This is a genomic window from Microbacterium sp. GCS4, assembly GCF_001262495.1.
Taxonomy (GTDB): Bacteria; Actinomycetota; Actinomycetes; order Actinomycetales; family Microbacteriaceae; genus Microbacterium.
This window is the reverse complement of the sequence record NZ_LGYE01000002.1, coordinates 777,244-793,208: the sequence shown is the minus strand read 5'-3', so window position 1 is coordinate 793,208 and position 15,965 is coordinate 777,244. Positions and strand designations below refer to the sequence as shown.

Below are 15,965 nucleotides of genomic sequence, written 5' to 3'. Positions count from 1 at the left end.
GACGCGCGAATTCGTGTCGTTACCGTGACACGTGCGCGACGCGCGCGACATGGGGACCCGCGGACTCCCGATCCCGGAGCGATGCCTGCACGGGGCCGAAGACCGGAGACTGCTCCCCGCGGATCTGCGCCAGCAGGATCCGCACGGCCCGGCGGCCCAGCTCCGTGAAGTCCTGATGAACGGTCGTCAGCGTGGGAGCGACGTGCGCCGCGACGGGGATGTCGTCGAATCCGACGACGCTGACGTCATCGGGCACGCGGATCCCCGCATCCCGGAACCCGTGCAGGAGCCCGATCGCCATGAGGTCGTTGGCGGCGAACACGGCGGTGAAGTCGCGTCGGCGCGACAGCTCCTGCCCCGCGAAGTAGCCGAAGTCCGCGGTCCAGTCGCCGCGGATCGGCGGGAACGTGGGGAGGTCGGCCTCACGCAGGGCGTCGAGGTATCCGCGCATGCGCGACTCGGCCTCGATCCAGTCCTGAGGTCCCGCGAGATGCAGGATGTCGGTGTGTCCGAGTCTGATCAGATGCTCGGTCGCCGCCCTCGCACCCGCGACCTGATCGGCCGAGAGACTCACCCCATCGGACCCGGAGGCGGTCTGCAGCGTGACGAACGGGAAGTCGACGGCCATCCCCCGCAGAACGTGGAACACGCGCACCTGCGGGGCGAGCACGACGATTCCGTCGACCTGCTCCCGCGCCAGCTGCCGCACAGCACTGCCGATCGCCTCGGGCGACGTCGCCGGCAGGTTCAGGGTCGAGACGGAGTACCCTTCCTCGCGCGCCGCCTCCTCGATCGAGGCGATCGACGACGTCGGGCCGAACTCGCCGATCGTCGCGGACAGCACCCCGAGCATGTTCGACCGGCTCGTGACGAGCGCTCGCGCGGCGAGGTTGGGGCGGTAGTCCAGCACGGCGATCGCGTCGAGCACCTTGGCCTTGGTCTCCGGCCGGATGCTCGGGTGGTCGTTGAGCACGCGGGAGACCGTCTGGTGCGAGACCCCGGCGAGGCGGGCGACGTCGCGGATGCTCGGAGAGCGGGCACGGTCGGAGGCGGTGGACATCACGCCTCCTCGCATGTGCACGGTCACATCGTCACACCATTATGGCTCTCCGACGCGCTCGGCGCACCTCGGAGACGGCTCAGGAGAGGATGCGCGCCCCCGGCACCGGACCGTGCACGTGGAGGGACTCGATCCCCTGGCCCCGGAGCGTGTCCTGCACTACACGGGCGGCACCCGGGTCCGCGCACAGCAGCGCGACGGTCGGTCCGGAGCCGGACACGATCCCCTGCAGGGCACCTGCGTGGATGCCGCGCAGGATCGTCGTCTCCAGCTCGGGACGCTCGTGCAGGGCGGCTTCCTGGAGGTCGTTGTAGATGCTCTCGGAGAGAAGCACGGGGTCGCCGGAGCGCAGCGCCTGGAGCACAGGGATGGGGACGTCGAGCGAGAGCGGCGGGTCGTCGGCGAGGGCGCCCTCGTCGTCGCGCAGCTCGTCGAGGCGCGTGTAGACGAGCGGGGTGGACAGTCCGCGGTCGCTCGGCACCAGCACCCAGTCGAAGCGCCCGCGGGCGAGCGCCGGGTTGAGCTGATCGCCACGCCCCGTGCCCACCGCGGTGCCGCCGTGCAGCGCGAACGGCACGTCCGCCCCGAGACGCGCGGCCAGTTCGTGAAGACGCGCGTTCGAGAACCCGGTCCCCCACAGCGCGTCGCATGCCACGAGCGCGGCCGCGGCGTCGGCCGAGCCCCCGCCCATGCCGCCGGCGACCGGCACGCTCTTGCGCAGCTCGAGCGCGACACCGCCCTCGTAGTCGGCGGCGGCGGCGAGCAGCTTGGCCGCCCTCATCGCGAGGTTGCGATCGTCCAGCGGCACACTGTCGGGATCGTCGACGCCCGACACCGTGATCGAGAAGTCGTCGGCGTGACGCGCGATCACGTCCTCGTACAACGACACCGCCTGGAACACCGTCGCCAGCGCGTGATACCCGTCCTCGTGACGGCCACCCACGCCGAGGTACACGTTGATCTTGCCCGGGGCGCGGACGTGTACGGATTCGGTGGAGGCGGCGAAGGTCATGCGGGAGTGTCAGAGCTCCGTGGAGGTCGCCCAGAGGTCGACGTCGATCGAGCCGGAGAGCTCGTCGATGCGCGACAGCTCCTCGTCGGTGAACGCGGGGCCGTTCACCGCCGCGATGTTCTCATCGAGCTGCTCGGGCCGCGAGGCGCCGATCAGCGCGGAGGCGACGACCGGGTTGCGCAGCGTCCACTGCAGCGCCAGCTGCGCGAGGCTCTGACCGCGATCACGGGCGATCTCGTTCAGCGACCGGAGGATGCGCACGGCCTCGTCGCTCAGCGGCGCGTCCGGCAGCGAGCCGCGCTTCTGCGCACGGTCGGCGGTGCCGTCGCCGAGGTACTTGTCGGTGAGCAGTCCCTGCGCGAGGGGCGTGAACGCGATCGCGCCGAGGCCTGACTGCTCGAGCGTCTCGGTGAGCCCGTCCTCGACCCAGCGGTTGAGGATCGAATACGCGGGCTGGTGGATCACGAGCGGCGTGCCGAGCTCGTTCGCCACGGCGACGGCCTCGGCCGTGCGCTCCGCGCTGTACGAGGAGATGCCGACGTACAGCGCCTTGCCCTGGCGCACCAGGGTGTCGAGCGCTCCGACGGTCTCGGCGATCGGCGTGACGGGGTCGACGCGGTGCGAGTAGAAGATGTCGACGTAGTCGAGGCCCATGCGGGTCAGCGACTGCTCGGCGCTCGCCAGGATGTACTTGCGGCTCGCGAAGTCGCCGTAGGGTCCGGGCCACATGTCCCAGCCGGCCTTCGACGAGATGATGAGCTCGTCGCGGTAGGGGCGGAAGTCCTCGGCGAAGATGCGCCCGAAGTTCTTCTCGGCCGAGCCGTACGGCGGCCCGTAGTTGTTGGCGAGGTCGAAGTGCGTGATGCCCCGGTCGAACGCGTGGCGCAGGAGCGCGCGCTGGTTGTCGAGCGGGATGTTGTCGCCGAAGTTCCACCACAGACCCAGCGAGATGGGCGGCAGATAGAGGCCGGATGAGCCGACCTGGCGGTAGTCGAACTGCTGGTAGCGGCCCTCGTCGGCGGCGTACGGGCGGTGGAGTTCGGGGACGTTCGGGCGGAAGCGCGGAGAGTCGGTCACGGTGCCAGATTAGTCCGTGCCGGCGGTGGCGCCGACCCGGGCGACCTCCTGCGCAACACGCTGATAGTCGTCGACCGTGAGGTCCTCCCCCCGGGCGGTGGGGGCGACGCCGGCGGCGATCAGCACCTCGGATGCCGCCGCGGAGCCGCCGAGCAGGCCCGAGAGGGCCTGCCTCAGCATCTTGCGCCGCTGGTTGAAGGCCGCGTCGACTATCGCGAAAGTGCGACGCCGTTCGTCCTCGGAACCGCGCTCGCTCTCGGTGCGGTCGAAGCCCACGAGCAGACTGTCGACGTTGGGCACGGGCCAGAAGACCTGACGGGACACGTTTCCGGCGAGCTTCCATTCGCCGTACCAGGCGGCTTTGACGCTGGGCGAGCCGTAGATCTTCGAGCCGGGCTTCGCGGCGATGCGCTCCGCGACCTCGGCCTGCACCATCACGACGCCGCGCTGCAGATAGGGGAACGTCTCGAGGAAGTGCAGGAGGACCGGCACCGAGACGTTGTACGGGAGGTTCGCGACGAGCACGGACGGCTCTCCCGGCAGCGCGGTGACACGCAGCGCGTCGGCATCCACGACCGTGAGCCTCTCGGGCTCGACGCCGTGCTCGACCGCGGTCTGCGGCAGCCGGGCGGCGAGCCGGTGGTCGATCTCGACCGCGGTCACCGAGGCCCCGGCCTCGAGGATCGCGAGGGTGAGCGAGCCGAGGCCCGGTCCCACCTCGACCACGCGCTCCCCCGGCTGGACCCGAGCGGCGTGCACGATCTTGCGGACCGTGTTGGCGTCGACCACGAAGTTCTGGCCGAGCTTCTTGGTGGGGGTGACATCGAGCTCGGCGGCGAGGCGGCGGATCTCGGAGGCGCCGAGCAGCGTGACGGTCATGTGTCCATTGTCCCCTACCCCCTGGATGTCCCCCGCCCCCACTACTCTTCAGTGATGCCCTCTCTCGGTGAACTCGTCGCGCCCCGCCGCATGGGCAGGGACTTCCGCTGGCTGCTCGCCTCGTCGTGGACCAGCAACGTCGGCGACGGCGTCGCCCTCGCCGCCGCCCCGCTGCTGATCGCCTCGATGACCTCCTCGCCGCTCCTCGTCGCCTCGGGGGCGATCCTGCAGTTCCTCCCGTGGCTGATCTTCGGGCTGCACGCGGGCGCGATCGCCGACCGCTTCGACCGCAGACGCCTCGTGATGGTCGCGAACGCCGCGCGGGCCGTCGTGCTCGCCGCGCTGTGCGTGTTCCTCGTGACGGGCACGGCGAACATCGGCATCGTCCTCGCGGTGGCCTTCCTCTACGGGACGGCCGAGGTGTTCGTGGACACCGCGGGGAGCACGCTGCTCCCGATGCTCGTGAAGCCCGCCGACCTCGGCATCGGCAACGCGCGCCTGCAGGCCGGGTACCTCGTCGCGAACCAGTTCGCCGGCCCGCCGCTCGGCGCGTTCCTGTTCGCGGCGGGCTCCGCATGGCCGTTCCTCGTCGAGGTGCTCTGCGTGACGCTCGCGATCGTGCTGATCTCGCGGATGGCGCGCACCCCCGTCCCGCCGCGCGGATCCGCCGCAGACGGCGACTCCGCCTCGCGCTCGCCCGTGCACACCGACATCGCCGAGGGACTGCGCTGGCTGTGGCGCAACCCGCCCGTCCGGATGCTGGTGATCATCATCCTCGTGTTCAACGTGACGTGGGCGGCGCCGTGGGGCGTGCTCGTGCTGTACGCCACGGAGCACCTCCACATGGGCGCGATCGGCTATGGCGCCCTGACCACGGCGTCGGCCGCTGGCGGCATCCTCGCGACCGTGAGCTTCGGCTGGCTCGAGCGGCACGTCTCGTTCGCGACGCTCATGCGGGTCGTGCTGTCGCTCGAGGTGCTCATGCACCTGGCCTTCGCGCTCACGACCACCGGGTGGGTCGCGCTCGTCATCATGGTCGTCTTCGGCGCGTACGCGTTCGTGTGGGCGACGATCTCCACGACCGTCCGGCAGCGTCTCGTGCCCGCCCAACTCCAGGGCCGCGTCTCTTCCGTCAACATGGTCGGCGTGTTCGCCGGTCTGGTGATCGGCCAGGCCCTGGGCGGGGTGATCGCGCAGCTCTGGGGTCTGACCGCGCCGTGGTGGTTCGCGTTCGCCGGATCGGCTCTCACCCTGCTGCTCGTGTGGCGTCCGATCTCGCACATCGTGAGCGCGAAGCCGGTCGAAGGAGCAGAGCCTCAGTCGAACGAGCCGTAGACCCTCAGGGTGTTCGCGGCAAGCTGCGCGCACAGTTCGTCGACGTCGAGTCCGAGCTCGGCGGCCATGAAGCGCACCGTGATCGGCACGAGGTACGGCGCGTTGGGGCGGCCGCGCAGCGGTGTCGGCGTGAGGAACGGCGCGTCGGTCTCGACGAGGATGCGGTCGAGCGGCGTCACCGCGAGCGCGTCGCGCAGGTTCTGGGCGTTCTTGAACGTGACGTTGCCCGCGAACGACAGGTGGAATCCGGCATCCGCGCACACCCGCGCCATCGCGTCGTCGCCCGAGAAGCAGTGGAACACCGTCGTCTCCGGCGCGCCCACGCGGGCGAGCGTCTCGAGCACCGCGTCGTGCGCGTCGCGGTCGTGGATCTGCATCGCGATCCCGTGCTTCTTGGCGAGGGCGATGTGCGCCTCGAACGACGCGAACTGGGGGTCGCGGCGCTCCGGCTCAGTGCGGAAGAAGTCGAGTCCGGTCTCGCCGATCGCCCGCGTGCGCGGGTGCGCCGCGAGCTCGTCGATCACCGCGAGCGCCTCCTCGAGACGCCCCTCTTCGGCGTAGGCCGGCGCGTCGTTCGGATGGATCGCGACCGCGGCCAGCACGCGACGGTCGGACGCGGCGGCCTCCACGGCCCAACGCGAGGACTCGATATCACCCGAGGCCTGCACGACGCCGGCGATCCCCACCGCCTCCGCGCGGTCGAGCTGCTCGGTCAGCGACAGCGGCTCGTCGCCGTCGAGGATCTCGAGGTGCGCGTGGTTGTCGTACACGGGCACGGCGAGGGGCTCGGGAGCTGCGGGATACCGCAGGTCCTTGCGCCCGTCGCCGTCCCGGCGCTGCACGTAGGTCTCAGGCATGGCTGTCTCAGGCGGGACGAGACGCGATCAGGCCTGTTCGACGCGCGGGAACAGCGGCGCGAGACCGTTGACGCTCGTGCCCGGCTTCAGTACGCCCCACGCCCCGGACTCGCGGATCGGCTGATCCTGCAGGCGTCCGAGCGTCTCGGCCGCGCCCAGCGCGATCCACAGCTTCTCGGTCGACACCGGCATGACCGGCGACAGCAGCACCGCGAGCGCGCGCAGACCCTCCGCGCACGTGTACAGCACGGTGCCGAGGCGCTCGCGCTGCTCCTCGTCGCGTGCCAGCGCCCACGGCTCGTTCTCGGTGATGTAGCCGTTCAGCGCATCGACGATGGTCCAGACGGCGCGGATCGCCTCATCGATGCGGAACTGCTCGACCGCGGCATCCGCATCCGTCGTCGCGCGCGCGACGAGACGCTGGATCACGAGGTCCTGCTCCAGGTACTCGGCGGGCGGCGGCACGACGCCCTCGAAGTACTTCTCGATCATGGCGGTCGTGCGGGACGCGAGGTTGCCGAAGCCGTTCGCGAGCTCGGCCTGATAGCGCGCGGCGAGGTCCTCCCACGAGAACGACCCGTCCTGGCCGAACGCGATCGCCGAGAGGAAGTAGAACCGGTAGGCGTCCGAGCCGAAGACGTCGGTGATCTCGGTCGGCGCGATGCCGGTGAGCTTCGACTTCGACATCTTCTCGCCGCCCACGAGCAGCCAGCCGTGCGCGAACACGCCCTTGGGCACGTCGACGCCCGCAGCCATCAGCATGGCCGGCCAGATCACGGCGTGGAAGCGGAGGATGTCCTTGCCGACCACGTGGTACGCCGGCCAGCGGCGGTCGAAGGTCTCGGGGTCGTCGCCGTAGCCGACGGCCGTCGCGTAGTTCAGCAGCGCGTCGACCCACACGTAGATGACGTGCGACGGGTCCCAGGGCACCTCGATGCCCCAGTCGAACGCCGAACGCGAGATCGAGAGGTCCTTGAGACCCTGCCGCACGAACGAGACGACCTCGTTGCGCGCGGACTCGGGACGGATGAAGTCGGGCTGCGTCTTGTAGAGCTCGAGGAGACGGTCCTGGAACTCGCTGAGCTTGAAGAAGTAGTTCTTCTCCTGCAGCAGCTCGAGCGGCTTCGAGTGGATCGCGCACACCTTGAGCCCCTCGAAGGGGCCGGTGCCGTCGAGGATCTCGGACTCCGGCTTGAACTCCTCACAGCCCACGCAGTACAGCGCCTCGTACTCGCCCGCATAGATGTAGCCGCGGTCGTAGATCGCCTGCACGAACTTCTTGACGCGCTCCTCGTGCCGCTCCTGCGTGGTGCGGATGAAGTCGTCGTTCGCGACGTCGAGCGTCTTCAGCAGCGGGAACCACGCCTCGGTCACGAGCTTGTCGACCCACTCCTGCGGGGTCACGCCGTTCGCCGCCGCGGCACGGAGCATCTTCTGCCCGTGCTCGTCGGTGCCCGTCAGCATCCAGGTGTCGTCGCCGCCCTGGCGGTGCCAGCGCGCGAGCGCGTCGACCGCCACCGAGGTGTACCCATGACCGATGTGAGGGACGTCGGAGGGGTAGTAGATGGGCGTCGTGATGTAGAAGGATTCGCCTGCGGGCATGGATCGATTCTAGGCGCGATGACGGGGGCGGTTACGCTCAGCCCACGCTCACGTCGATGCGGTGCCAGCCCTGCGCGCCGTCGGGAGCAGGCGGAGCAGGATCGGAGGTCTGCGTGTCGCCGTCGGCGCTGATCGCGCGGCACTCGATGCTGTGCGACCCGCTGTCCGCGGTCCACGGCAGCCGCCACTGCACCCACGTGTCAGCCGAGATCGGGGAAGCGAGTTCCGCCTGCTGCCACGAGCCGCCGTCGATGCGCACCTCGACCCCCTCGACCCCGACGTGCTGCTGCCAGGCCATGCCCGCGATCACGGCCTCGCCCGGCTCGATCCGCTGTCCGCGCCGCGGCACATCGATGCGCGACTGGAGCTTGACCGGACCGTGGTCCGACCACCCGCGCGTCGTCCAGTAGGCCGTCGTGCGGTCGAACCGCGTGACCTCCAGATCGGTCACCCACTTCGTCGCCGACACATAGCCGTAGAGACCGGGCACCACCATCCGCACCGGGAAGCCGTGCTCGATCGGCAGCGGCTCGCCGTTCATCCCCACCGCGAGCAGCGCGTCTCGATCGTCGGTGAGCGCCTCGATCGGCGTGGAGGCCGTGAACCCGTCGGAGGAGGTGGAGAGCACCATGTCGGCGTCCGGGTCGACCCCTGCACGCGCGAGAAGATCGCGCACGGGATGACCGAGCCAGAGAGCGTTGCCGATCAGCGATCCGCCCACCTCGTTCGACACGCACGCCAGGGTCACGTGCGACTCCTGCATCGGCAGGGCGAGCAGCTCTTCCCAGGTGATCTCGACCTCCCGATCGACCATGCCGTGGATGCGCAGCCGCCAGTCGCCCGGGTCGATACGCGGGACGACGAGGGCCGTGTCGATGCGGTAGAACTCGGCGTTCGGGGTCACGACCGGTGCGAGGCCCTGGATACCGAGGTCGGCGGTCGCGGGGACCGGGGCCGCCGGGCGCGTGGCCTGCGGCAACCGGAGCGCATCGCGGATCGCCTCGATCGAGCGGGTCGCTCCGCGCGCGACGTTGCCCACGATGAGCGCGGCGACGCCCGCGGCCGCGACCCCCGCGGTCCAGAGCAGGAACCGCCGTCGCTCCTCGGATTCGGTGCGCACATACGGGATCGGATGCACCGTGCGCATGAGCAGCCGCAGCGCGACGACCGCGACGACCCCCGCGACCAGCCCGGGCAGCCACGCGAAGGGACCGGCGCCGGGACGGGTCATCGCGACGATGAGCGCGAGGGCTCCGAGCGCGCCGAGGACCACCGAGCCGAGCCCGGCGCGGCGTGCCTCCAGGATGCCGGACAGCACCGCGACACCTGCGAGCACGATCGCGATCCCCGTGATCAGGGCCGCCTTGTCGCCGGTGCCGAACAGCGCGATCGCGGTGTCCTTCGCCCACGCGGGCGCGAGGTCGATCAGTCCGCTGCCGATCACGGCCACGGGACTCGCGGCCGGTTCCACGACGGCCGCGACGAGCTCACCCGCGCCGACCGCGAGCACGGCGGCGCTCAGCCCCGCAGCGCCCGCCCGGAGGCGGCCGCTTCGACGCGCGGTCATGACATGGGTCATGGACCGAGCGTAACCCCGGCGCGACCGTCCGAGGGCCGTTGGGCCCTCGGACGGCCAGCGCTCAGAGCGCGTTGCGGCGCGCGACCTCTCCCAGCCACGCGAGCGAGGGCTTCGGCGACCGCTCGAAGGTCTCGCGGTCGAAGCCGATGAGCCCGAACGTCGGCCGGTAGCCGCTCGCCCACTCGTAGTTGTCGAGCGCGCTCCAGTGCTGATATCCGCGCACCTCGACGCCGTCGGCGATGGCCCGGTGCAGACCCTCCAGTGCGCCCTGCGTGTAGGCGACGCGTCGGGTGTCGTCGGCCGTGGCGATGCCGTTCTCCGTCACGAGCACCGGCACGCCGCCGCTGCGCTCCCACGCGCTGCGCACTCCCATCTCGAGCGCCTCGGGGAAGAACTCCCACCCGGTGAGCGTGGTCTCGACATCGGACGCGACGGGCCGCGGGCCCTCGGGACCGATGAACGTGCGGGTGTACGCCTGCACGCCCACGAAGTCGTCGCCCGCCGACTGGTCCAGATACCAGTGGTCGCGCGGGTCGCCGTACTGCGCCAGCATCTCGTCGGCTCCGGGCTCGCCGGTCGAGTGGAACGCCTGCGTCGCAATGGTCCATCCGGCCTGGATGCCGGGCTTCGAGTGCAGGATCTCCGAGGCGCGGTGGTGCGCGTCGAGCAGCGTGTCGGCGACGGCGAGGTCGGGATTCGGCAGACCGTAGGCGACGAGGTTCGCGGCATCCTCTCCCCCGGCGAGCATCGCCGCGATGTTCGGCTCGTTGATCGTGCACACGTAGGTGACGTCGTCGAGGATCGGCAGCACGGTCTCGACGTAACGCGAGAAGAGGTCGACGGCGTCGGACGCACGCCAGAACCCGTCCTTCTGGAACCACTGCGGCACCGTGAAGTGCATGAGCGTCACGGTCGGGTCGAGTCCCAGCCCGAGTGCGGTGTCGATCATGCGGCGGTAGTGGTCGAGCATGGCCCGCGAGATGAACCCGCGCTCCGGCTCGATCCGCGCCCACTCGACCGAGAAGCGGTACGAGTTGAGGCCTGCGGCGGCGAGCAGGCCCATGTCCTCGGGGTAGCGGTGGAAGTGGTCGGCGGCGTCTCCCGAGGGCTCCACCATCGGCGAGTCCGGAGCGTGCTCCATCGTCCACCAGTTGCTGGTCGTGTTGTTCCCCTCCACCTGGTGGGCGGCGGTGGCCGCTCCCCAGAGGAAGCCGTCAGGGAAGGTGAGCACGGTGCGCTCCTTTCTTTCTCTCGCGCTTCGTTCTAGCGCGCGATGCGTGCGGGGTTGGGCACGGCATCCAGCAGTTGGACCGTGTACGGGTCCTCCGGATGCTGCAGCACCTCGGCGGTCTCGCCGCGTTCGACCACCCGCCCGCTGTTGAGCACGAGGATGTTCTCGGTCACGAGTCGCGCGCTCAGCAGGTCGTGCGTGATGTAGAGCATGCTGATGCCCCAGCGTTCACGGAGATCCTCGAGCAGTGCGAGCACCCCGGCGCGCAGCGAGACATCGAGCATCGACACCGGCTCGTCGGCGATCAGCACCTGCGGATCGCTCGCGAGCGCCCGGGCGATCACGACGCGCTGCCGCTGCCCACCGGAGAGCTGATGCGGGAGCTTGGCGGCGAACTGCTCGACGGGCGTCAGCCCCACCGTCTCCAGCAGCTCCAGCACGCGCGCCCGCGCCTCCGCGCCGCGCAGCGAGGTGTAGTTGCGCACCGGGCGGCTGAGGGCGTACTCGACCGTGTGCAGCGGGTTGAGCGCGGCATAGGGGTCCTGGAACACCATCTGCACGTCCTTGCGCAGGTCGCGCAGCCCCTTCCTTCCGAGCGAGGCGACGTCGACGTCTCCGAAGCGCACGGTTCCCTCGGTCGGCTTCTCGACCCCCGTGATGAGCTTCGCGAGCGTCGACTTGCCCGACCCGGAGGCACCGACGAGCGCGAGCGCCTCGCCGGGCTCGAGGCGGAAGGACACGTCGTCGACCGCCACCACCGGCTTCTCGCCACGACGCGGCGGGGCGTAGCGCTTGGTCACGCCGTCGACGACGACCGCGGCGTCCGCGCGTCGGGTGTCGCGCTGCGACACGGTCGGCACGGTCTCGGTCACATCGGTGCGGGAGGTGCCCTCACGGCGACGGGTGCCGAGGTCGACGAACCCCGGGATCGAGATCGACTCGGCCCGCGGGTCGGCGTAGTGGCTCAGCAGCATCCGCGTGTACTCGTCCTGCGGGTGGTGCAGGATGTCGAGGCTCGGCGCGTCCTCGACGATCTTGCCCTCGTGCATGACCATGACCCGGTCGGTGGCCTCGAGCACGATGCCGAGGTCGTGGCTGATGAGGATCGCGGTGAAGTGCTCGGAGTGCTGCAGCTCCTTGATCGTGTCCATGACGGCGTGCTGCACCAGCACGTCGAGCGCCGTGGTCGGCTCGTCGAACACCATGAGCTGCGGCTCCAGCGACAGCGCGAGCGCGATCGAAGTGCGCTGGCGCATACCGCCGGACAGTTCGCCCGGGTAGCGCGACAGCACCGCGGGGTCGAGGCCGACCTTGCCGATCAGCTCCCGTGCCCTGGCCTCCCGCTCCTCGCGCGGCACATGGCCGTGCGCCGCGAAGATGTCGCGGAAGTGGTTGCCCACCGTGCGTACGGGATTGAGCGCGTTCATGCCCGACTGCAGCACCATCGCGAAGCCACCCTGGCGCTGACGACGCAGCTCCTCGGCATCCAGCTCGCGGATGTCGCGGCCACCGAACAGGATGCGTCCGCCGCTGATGCGCGCCGGCGGCTTCTGCAGCCGGGTGAGCGCGAACCCGAGCGTCGACTTGCCGGACCCTGACTCGCCGACGAGTCCGACGAACTCGCCGCGACGCAGCGAGAACGAGACGCTGTCGACCGCCGTGACCGGGGTGGCCCCGGGCGAGGCGTACTCGACCGAGAGATCCTGCACGTGGAGGAGGATGTCGCTCGTGGTCGTGGTCTGAGGTGCCATGGCGCTCATCGCCCCTTCCCTTCCCGGAGGCGCGGATTGGAGATGCCGTCCACGCCGAAGTTGATGAGTGTGAGGCTCAGCGCCAGCAGCGCGATGCACAGACCGGGCGCGAACAGCAGCAGCCACTGCCCCGTGAGCAGGGAGTTGGAGTTCTGCGCCCAGTAGAGCATGGTGCCCCAGCTGACGATGCTGGAGTCGCCGAGACCGAGGAACTCGAGTCCGGCCTCGGCGAGGATCGCCGCCGTCGCCGCCCCGAAGAGCGTGCCGGCGATGATCGACGTCATGTTCGGCAGGATCTCGCGGAACACGATGCGCGCCCGGCTGTCACCCGAGAACTGCGCCGAGGTGACGAAGTCGTTGCCGCGCAGCGACTGCGTCTGGCTGCGCAGCACGCGCGCGCCCCACGCCCAGCCGGTCACCACGATCACGGCGATGATCATGAGGATGCCGCCGTTCTGCAGGTACGCGGCGATCACGATCATGAGCGGGAGGCCCGGTATCACGAGGAAGAGGTTCACGATGAAGCCGATGACCTCGCCCGCGAAGCCGCGCATGTACCCCCAGCTGAGGCCGATCAGCACCGCGACGATGGTCGAGAGGATGCCGGCCGCCAGGCCGACCAGCAGACTGATCTGCGAGCCGTAGATGAGCTGGCTCAGCACGTCCTCGCCCGCGGCGGTCGTCCCCAGCCAGTGCGCAGCCGAGGCGTCGGCGTTGCGCTCGAAGGAGTTGTCCTTAGGGCCGTAGGGCGCCAGCAGCGGAGCGAACACCGCGACCAGCACGAACAGGCCGAGGATGATGAGGCCGAGCCGTGCCTTGCCGTTGGCCCACAGCGTGCCCACCATGCGGCCGAACGCGCGCCACGGGCTGGGCGCCGCGATCCGCTCGGCGGGGACTTTGAGATTCATGGTTGAGGTCATCGGCGTGTCCTTGGGTCCAGCACCCCATACAGGATGTCCACGAGGAAGTTGGCGATGAGCACGCTCACGGTGATCATCAGGAAGAGCGCCTGCATGAGCGGGTAGTCCTGCCCGATCACGGCGTTGAAGAGGAGGTACCCGATACCGGGGTACTGGAAGACCTGCTCCACGAGGATCGATCCGCCGACCACGCCGCCGAGCGTGAGCCCGAAGCCGGTGAGGTTCGGCAGGATCGCGTTTCGTGCCGCGTACCGCAGGGCGATCGTGCGACCGCGCAGACCGTTCGCCTCGGCGAAGGTCACGTAGTCCTCGCCGAGCGTGTTGATCATGGCGTTGCGCATGCCGATGATCCAGCCGCCCAGCGAGGTGAGCAGGATCGTCAGCGCCGGCAGCACGGCATGCCGGGCCAGGTCCGCGATGAAGTCGCCTGTGAAGCCGGGCGTGGTCGTCGCGGCGTAGGCCCCGGTGGTCGGGAACCAGTGCAGCACGTAGCCGAGGAAGAACAGCAGCAGCAGCGCGGTCCAGAAGTACGGGAATGTGCTGAGGAACGACCCGGTCAGCGTGGGCAGCGAGTCGAGCCAGGTGCCGCGGCGCCAGGCCGCCGTCACGCCGATCAGCGTGCCGATCACGAACGCGAGGATCGTGACGATGCCGACCAGGCCGATCGTGTACGGCAACGCCGTGGAGACCATGCTCGACACGCTCTGCGGATAGAACGTGTACGAGACGCCGAAGTCCAGCCGCACGACCTGACCCAGGTAGGACACGTACTGGTCCCACAGCGATCCGGTCGGCACGCCGAGCTGCGCCTCTATCGCGGCGCGGGTCGCGTCGGTGACGGGACCGTTCTGCGCGAGCTTCGCGATCGCCGCATCGGCCGGGGAGCCCGGCATCATGCGCGGGAGGAAGAAGTTCAGGGTGACCGCGGCCCACAGCGTGAGCACGAACAGGCCGACCTTCTGCAGGACGTACTTCACTGGTCGTCTCCCTTCACGCGCTCGAGCCGGGTGAAGATCATCAGCGGCGCCGAGTCGTAGTTCTGCGGGATCATGTACGGGTCGTCGGCCGAGGGCCACCCGGTGAACTTGGCGTCGTTGAACAGACCCCAGCTCCCTCCGTAGTAGAGCCCGATCACCGGCAGCTCGTCGTACACGACGTTCTGGAGCTCGTGCGCGATCTCGGTCTGCAGTGCGGGGTCGATGGTCTCGCGGTACTCGGCGAGCAGAGCGTCGACCTCGTCGGACCGGTACCGCTCGAAGTTGTTCGCGGTGGCCTCGCCCGAGGGGACGTAGAACTGGCTCGACAGCAGGTTGTTGTAGGCCTGGTAGACGTCGCCACCGCCCATGCCGCCGATCGCCATCTCGAAGTCGCCGTTGCTGATGGCGCTCTGATAGCCGGCGGGCTGCGGGAGCTTGAGGCTCACCTTCACGCCGACTGCGGCGAGCTGACGCTGCACGGCCTGCGCGGCGCGCGTCCAGTCGGAGTAGCCGTTGGCGGTGGTGAGCGAGAACTCGAGCTGCTCGCCGTCGGGACCCACGAGGCGGTCGCCGTCGAGCGTGTAGCCGGACTCCGCGAAGGCCGCGAGCGCGGCATCCGCATCCTGGGTGATCATTCCTCCGTCGGGGATCGACGGGTCGAGGTACTCCTCCTGGTTGGGCAGGATGAGGCCGGTCTGCCCGGCGGGCTCCATGTACCCCTCGGATGCCGTCTCGGCGATCTCCTCGCGGTCGAGCGCGAGCGCGATGCCGCGGCGCACGTTCACGTCGTCGAAAGGAGCGACCTCGAGGTTGGGCAGCAGCGCGATCACGCCGACCGGCGGGAACCACCACTCGTTGTTCGGGCTCGCGGCACCCCAGGTGCCCTCCACATCCGAGATGAACGAGTAGGACCAGTCGTAGCCGCGGGTCACGGTGTCGAGCTGCGTGTTGGTCGAGGGCAGGATGATGTGCTCGATCTCGATCTTGTCGGCCTGCCAGTAGTCGGGGTTCTTGTCCATCGAGTACTGCTGGTCGTTGTAGTTGCCGAGCACGAACGGTCCGGTGCCGACCGGGTTCTCGTTGCGGAAGGTGCCGGGATCCTTCACGTCGGCCCAGATGTGCTCGGGCACGATCATCGTGAGCCCGAGGATCGGGAGCGCGGGGGCGTCGTCGCTCTGCAGGTGCATGATCACGTCGTCGCCCTCGACCTCGACGCTGTCGAGGTGCTGCCACGCGCCCTTGATGTCGAGAGAGGGGTTGTCCTTCAGCAGCTGGAACGTGAAGGCCACGTCGTCGGCGGTGAGCTTCTCGCCGTCGGACCATTCGACGTCGTCCCGGATCGTCATGACGACGGTGCGAGCGTCGGGCTGCGACCACTCGCTCGCGAGCCACGGGTTGAGCGAATTGTCGAGCGGGTTCACGAGGATCAGCGGTTCGTAGATCCACCGCGACGCCGTGCGCGTGTTGGTCAGGTAGGGGTTGAAGTTCCGCGTGAAGAACGGGTTCCCCTTGTCGGCGTTGATGAGCATCGTGTCATCGCCGATGGACGGGTCGGGCTGCGAGCTGATCTGGATGCTGCATCCGCTGAGCACCACGGCCGCCGCCGCCAATCCCACGATCGCCGCTCTCCGCCAGCGCCGGAGCATGTGCGTCTTCGCCACGCTTCCACCTCATGTCGTCTGTGT

General features: G+C 69.6%; 13 protein-coding genes. 1 reads left to right on the top strand and 12 read right to left on the bottom strand.

Features of this window, described 5'->3' with window-relative positions:
- Nucleotides 1-19 precede the first annotated feature (19 nt).
- The 4 genes from AKH00_RS11085 to rsmA all read right to left on the bottom strand — a co-directional run bounded on the left by AKH00_RS11085 (nt 20) and on the right by rsmA (nt 4,028).
- Complete coding sequence (locus AKH00_RS11085; RefSeq protein ID WP_050722739.1) at nt 20-1,060, bottom strand: LacI family DNA-binding transcriptional regulator; 1,041 nt, start codon at nt 1,058-1,060, stop codon at nt 20-22.
- 79 nt (nt 1,061-1,139) lie between these two features.
- Entirely contained in the window at nt 1,140-2,072 is a 933-nt protein-coding gene (locus AKH00_RS11080) for a 4-(cytidine 5'-diphospho)-2-C-methyl-D-erythritol kinase (protein WP_050722738.1), read from the bottom strand.
- 9 nt (nt 2,073-2,081) lie between these two features.
- Nucleotides 2,082-3,149 (bottom strand): L-glyceraldehyde 3-phosphate reductase, encoded by a 1,068-nt coding sequence (gene mgrA / locus AKH00_RS11075; protein WP_050722737.1) that lies wholly within the window; start codon nt 3,147-3,149, stop codon nt 2,082-2,084.
- A 9-nt stretch (nt 3,150-3,158) separates the two neighbouring features.
- Nucleotides 3,159-4,028, bottom strand: a complete 870-nt coding sequence (gene rsmA / locus AKH00_RS11070) for a 16S rRNA (adenine(1518)-N(6)/adenine(1519)-N(6))-dimethyltransferase RsmA (RefSeq protein WP_050722736.1) — start codon at nt 4,026-4,028, stop codon at nt 3,159-3,161.
- A 54-nt stretch (nt 4,029-4,082) separates the two neighbouring features.
- On the opposite strand from rsmA, the gene AKH00_RS11065 reads away from it, so the two are divergent.
- The gene (locus AKH00_RS11065) at nt 4,083-5,363 is read left to right on the top strand and encodes an MFS transporter (protein ID WP_050722735.1); all 1,281 of its coding nucleotides are present in this window, start codon (nt 4,083-4,085) and stop codon (nt 5,361-5,363) included.
- Here AKH00_RS11065 and AKH00_RS11060 read toward each other — a convergent pair.
- The 8 genes from AKH00_RS11060 to AKH00_RS11025 form a co-directional block, all read right to left on the bottom strand.
- The gene (locus AKH00_RS11060; RefSeq protein ID WP_050722734.1) at nt 5,345-6,220 is read right to left on the bottom strand and encodes a TatD family hydrolase; all 876 of its coding nucleotides are present in this window, start codon (nt 6,218-6,220) and stop codon (nt 5,345-5,347) included. The genes AKH00_RS11065 and AKH00_RS11060 overlap by 19 nt on opposite strands.
- Nucleotides 6,221-6,247: 27 nt before the next feature.
- A complete protein-coding gene (metG, locus tag AKH00_RS11055; RefSeq protein WP_050722733.1) occupies nt 6,248-7,822 on the bottom strand; it encodes a methionine--tRNA ligase in 1,575 nt (524 codons plus the stop codon).
- 37 nt (nt 7,823-7,859) lie between these two features.
- Complete coding sequence (locus AKH00_RS11050; protein WP_235556746.1) at nt 7,860-9,401, bottom strand: molybdopterin-dependent oxidoreductase; 1,542 nt, start codon at nt 9,399-9,401, stop codon at nt 7,860-7,862.
- Nucleotides 9,402-9,462: 61 nt separating this feature from the next.
- Nucleotides 9,463-10,632, bottom strand: coding sequence for a glycoside hydrolase family 1 protein (locus tag AKH00_RS11045; RefSeq protein WP_050722731.1), 1,170 nt, complete (start codon nt 10,630-10,632; stop codon nt 9,463-9,465).
- Between the two features lie 32 nt (nt 10,633-10,664).
- Nucleotides 10,665-12,392, bottom strand: a complete 1,728-nt coding sequence (locus AKH00_RS11040; RefSeq protein ID WP_050722730.1) for an ABC transporter ATP-binding protein — start codon at nt 12,390-12,392, stop codon at nt 10,665-10,667.
- Complete coding sequence (locus AKH00_RS11035; protein WP_050722729.1) at nt 12,389-13,303, bottom strand: ABC transporter permease; 915 nt, start codon at nt 13,301-13,303, stop codon at nt 12,389-12,391. Before AKH00_RS11035 ends, AKH00_RS11040 begins: the two co-directional genes overlap by 4 nt.
- Nucleotides 13,300-14,280: an ABC transporter permease gene (locus AKH00_RS11030; RefSeq protein WP_050722728.1), complete on the bottom strand. Its 981-nt coding sequence runs from the start codon at nt 14,278-14,280 to the stop codon at nt 13,300-13,302. Before AKH00_RS11030 ends, AKH00_RS11035 begins: the two co-directional genes overlap by 4 nt.
- Nucleotides 14,277-15,941 carry an ABC transporter substrate-binding protein gene (locus AKH00_RS11025; protein WP_235556744.1) on the bottom strand — a complete coding sequence of 555 codons (1,665 nt, stop codon included), beginning with the start codon at nt 15,939-15,941 and terminating at the stop codon, nt 14,277-14,279. Before AKH00_RS11025 ends, AKH00_RS11030 begins: the two co-directional genes overlap by 4 nt.
- Nucleotides 15,942-15,965: the final 24 nt, after the last annotated feature.

What these genes read in the sequence shown, in the direction of transcription:
- AKH00_RS11065 (WP_050722735.1), top strand. Translation starts at nt 4,083, where the DNA reads ATGCCCTCTCTCGGTGAACTCGTCGCGCCCCGCCGCATGGGCAGGGAC.
- AKH00_RS11050 (WP_235556746.1), bottom strand. Translation starts at nt 9,401, where the DNA reads ATGACCCATGTCATGACCGCGCGTCGAAGCGGCCGCCTCCGGGCGGGC.
- rsmA (WP_050722736.1), bottom strand. Translation starts at nt 4,028, where the DNA reads ATGACCGTCACGCTGCTCGGCGCCTCCGAGATCCGCCGCCTCGCCGCC.
- AKH00_RS11080 (WP_050722738.1), bottom strand. Translation starts at nt 2,072, where the DNA reads ATGACCTTCGCCGCCTCCACCGAATCCGTACACGTCCGCGCCCCGGGC.
- AKH00_RS11035 (WP_050722729.1), bottom strand. Translation starts at nt 13,303, where the DNA reads ATGACCTCAACCATGAATCTCAAAGTCCCCGCCGAGCGGATCGCGGCG.
- AKH00_RS11085 (WP_050722739.1), bottom strand. Translation starts at nt 1,060, where the DNA reads ATGTCCACCGCCTCCGACCGTGCCCGCTCTCCGAGCATCCGCGACGTC.
- AKH00_RS11060 (WP_050722734.1), bottom strand. Translation starts at nt 6,220, where the DNA reads ATGCCTGAGACCTACGTGCAGCGCCGGGACGGCGACGGGCGCAAGGAC.
- metG (WP_050722733.1), bottom strand. Translation starts at nt 7,822, where the DNA reads ATGCCCGCAGGCGAATCCTTCTACATCACGACGCCCATCTACTACCCC.
- AKH00_RS11040 (WP_050722730.1), bottom strand. Translation starts at nt 12,392, where the DNA reads ATGAGCGCCATGGCACCTCAGACCACGACCACGAGCGACATCCTCCTC.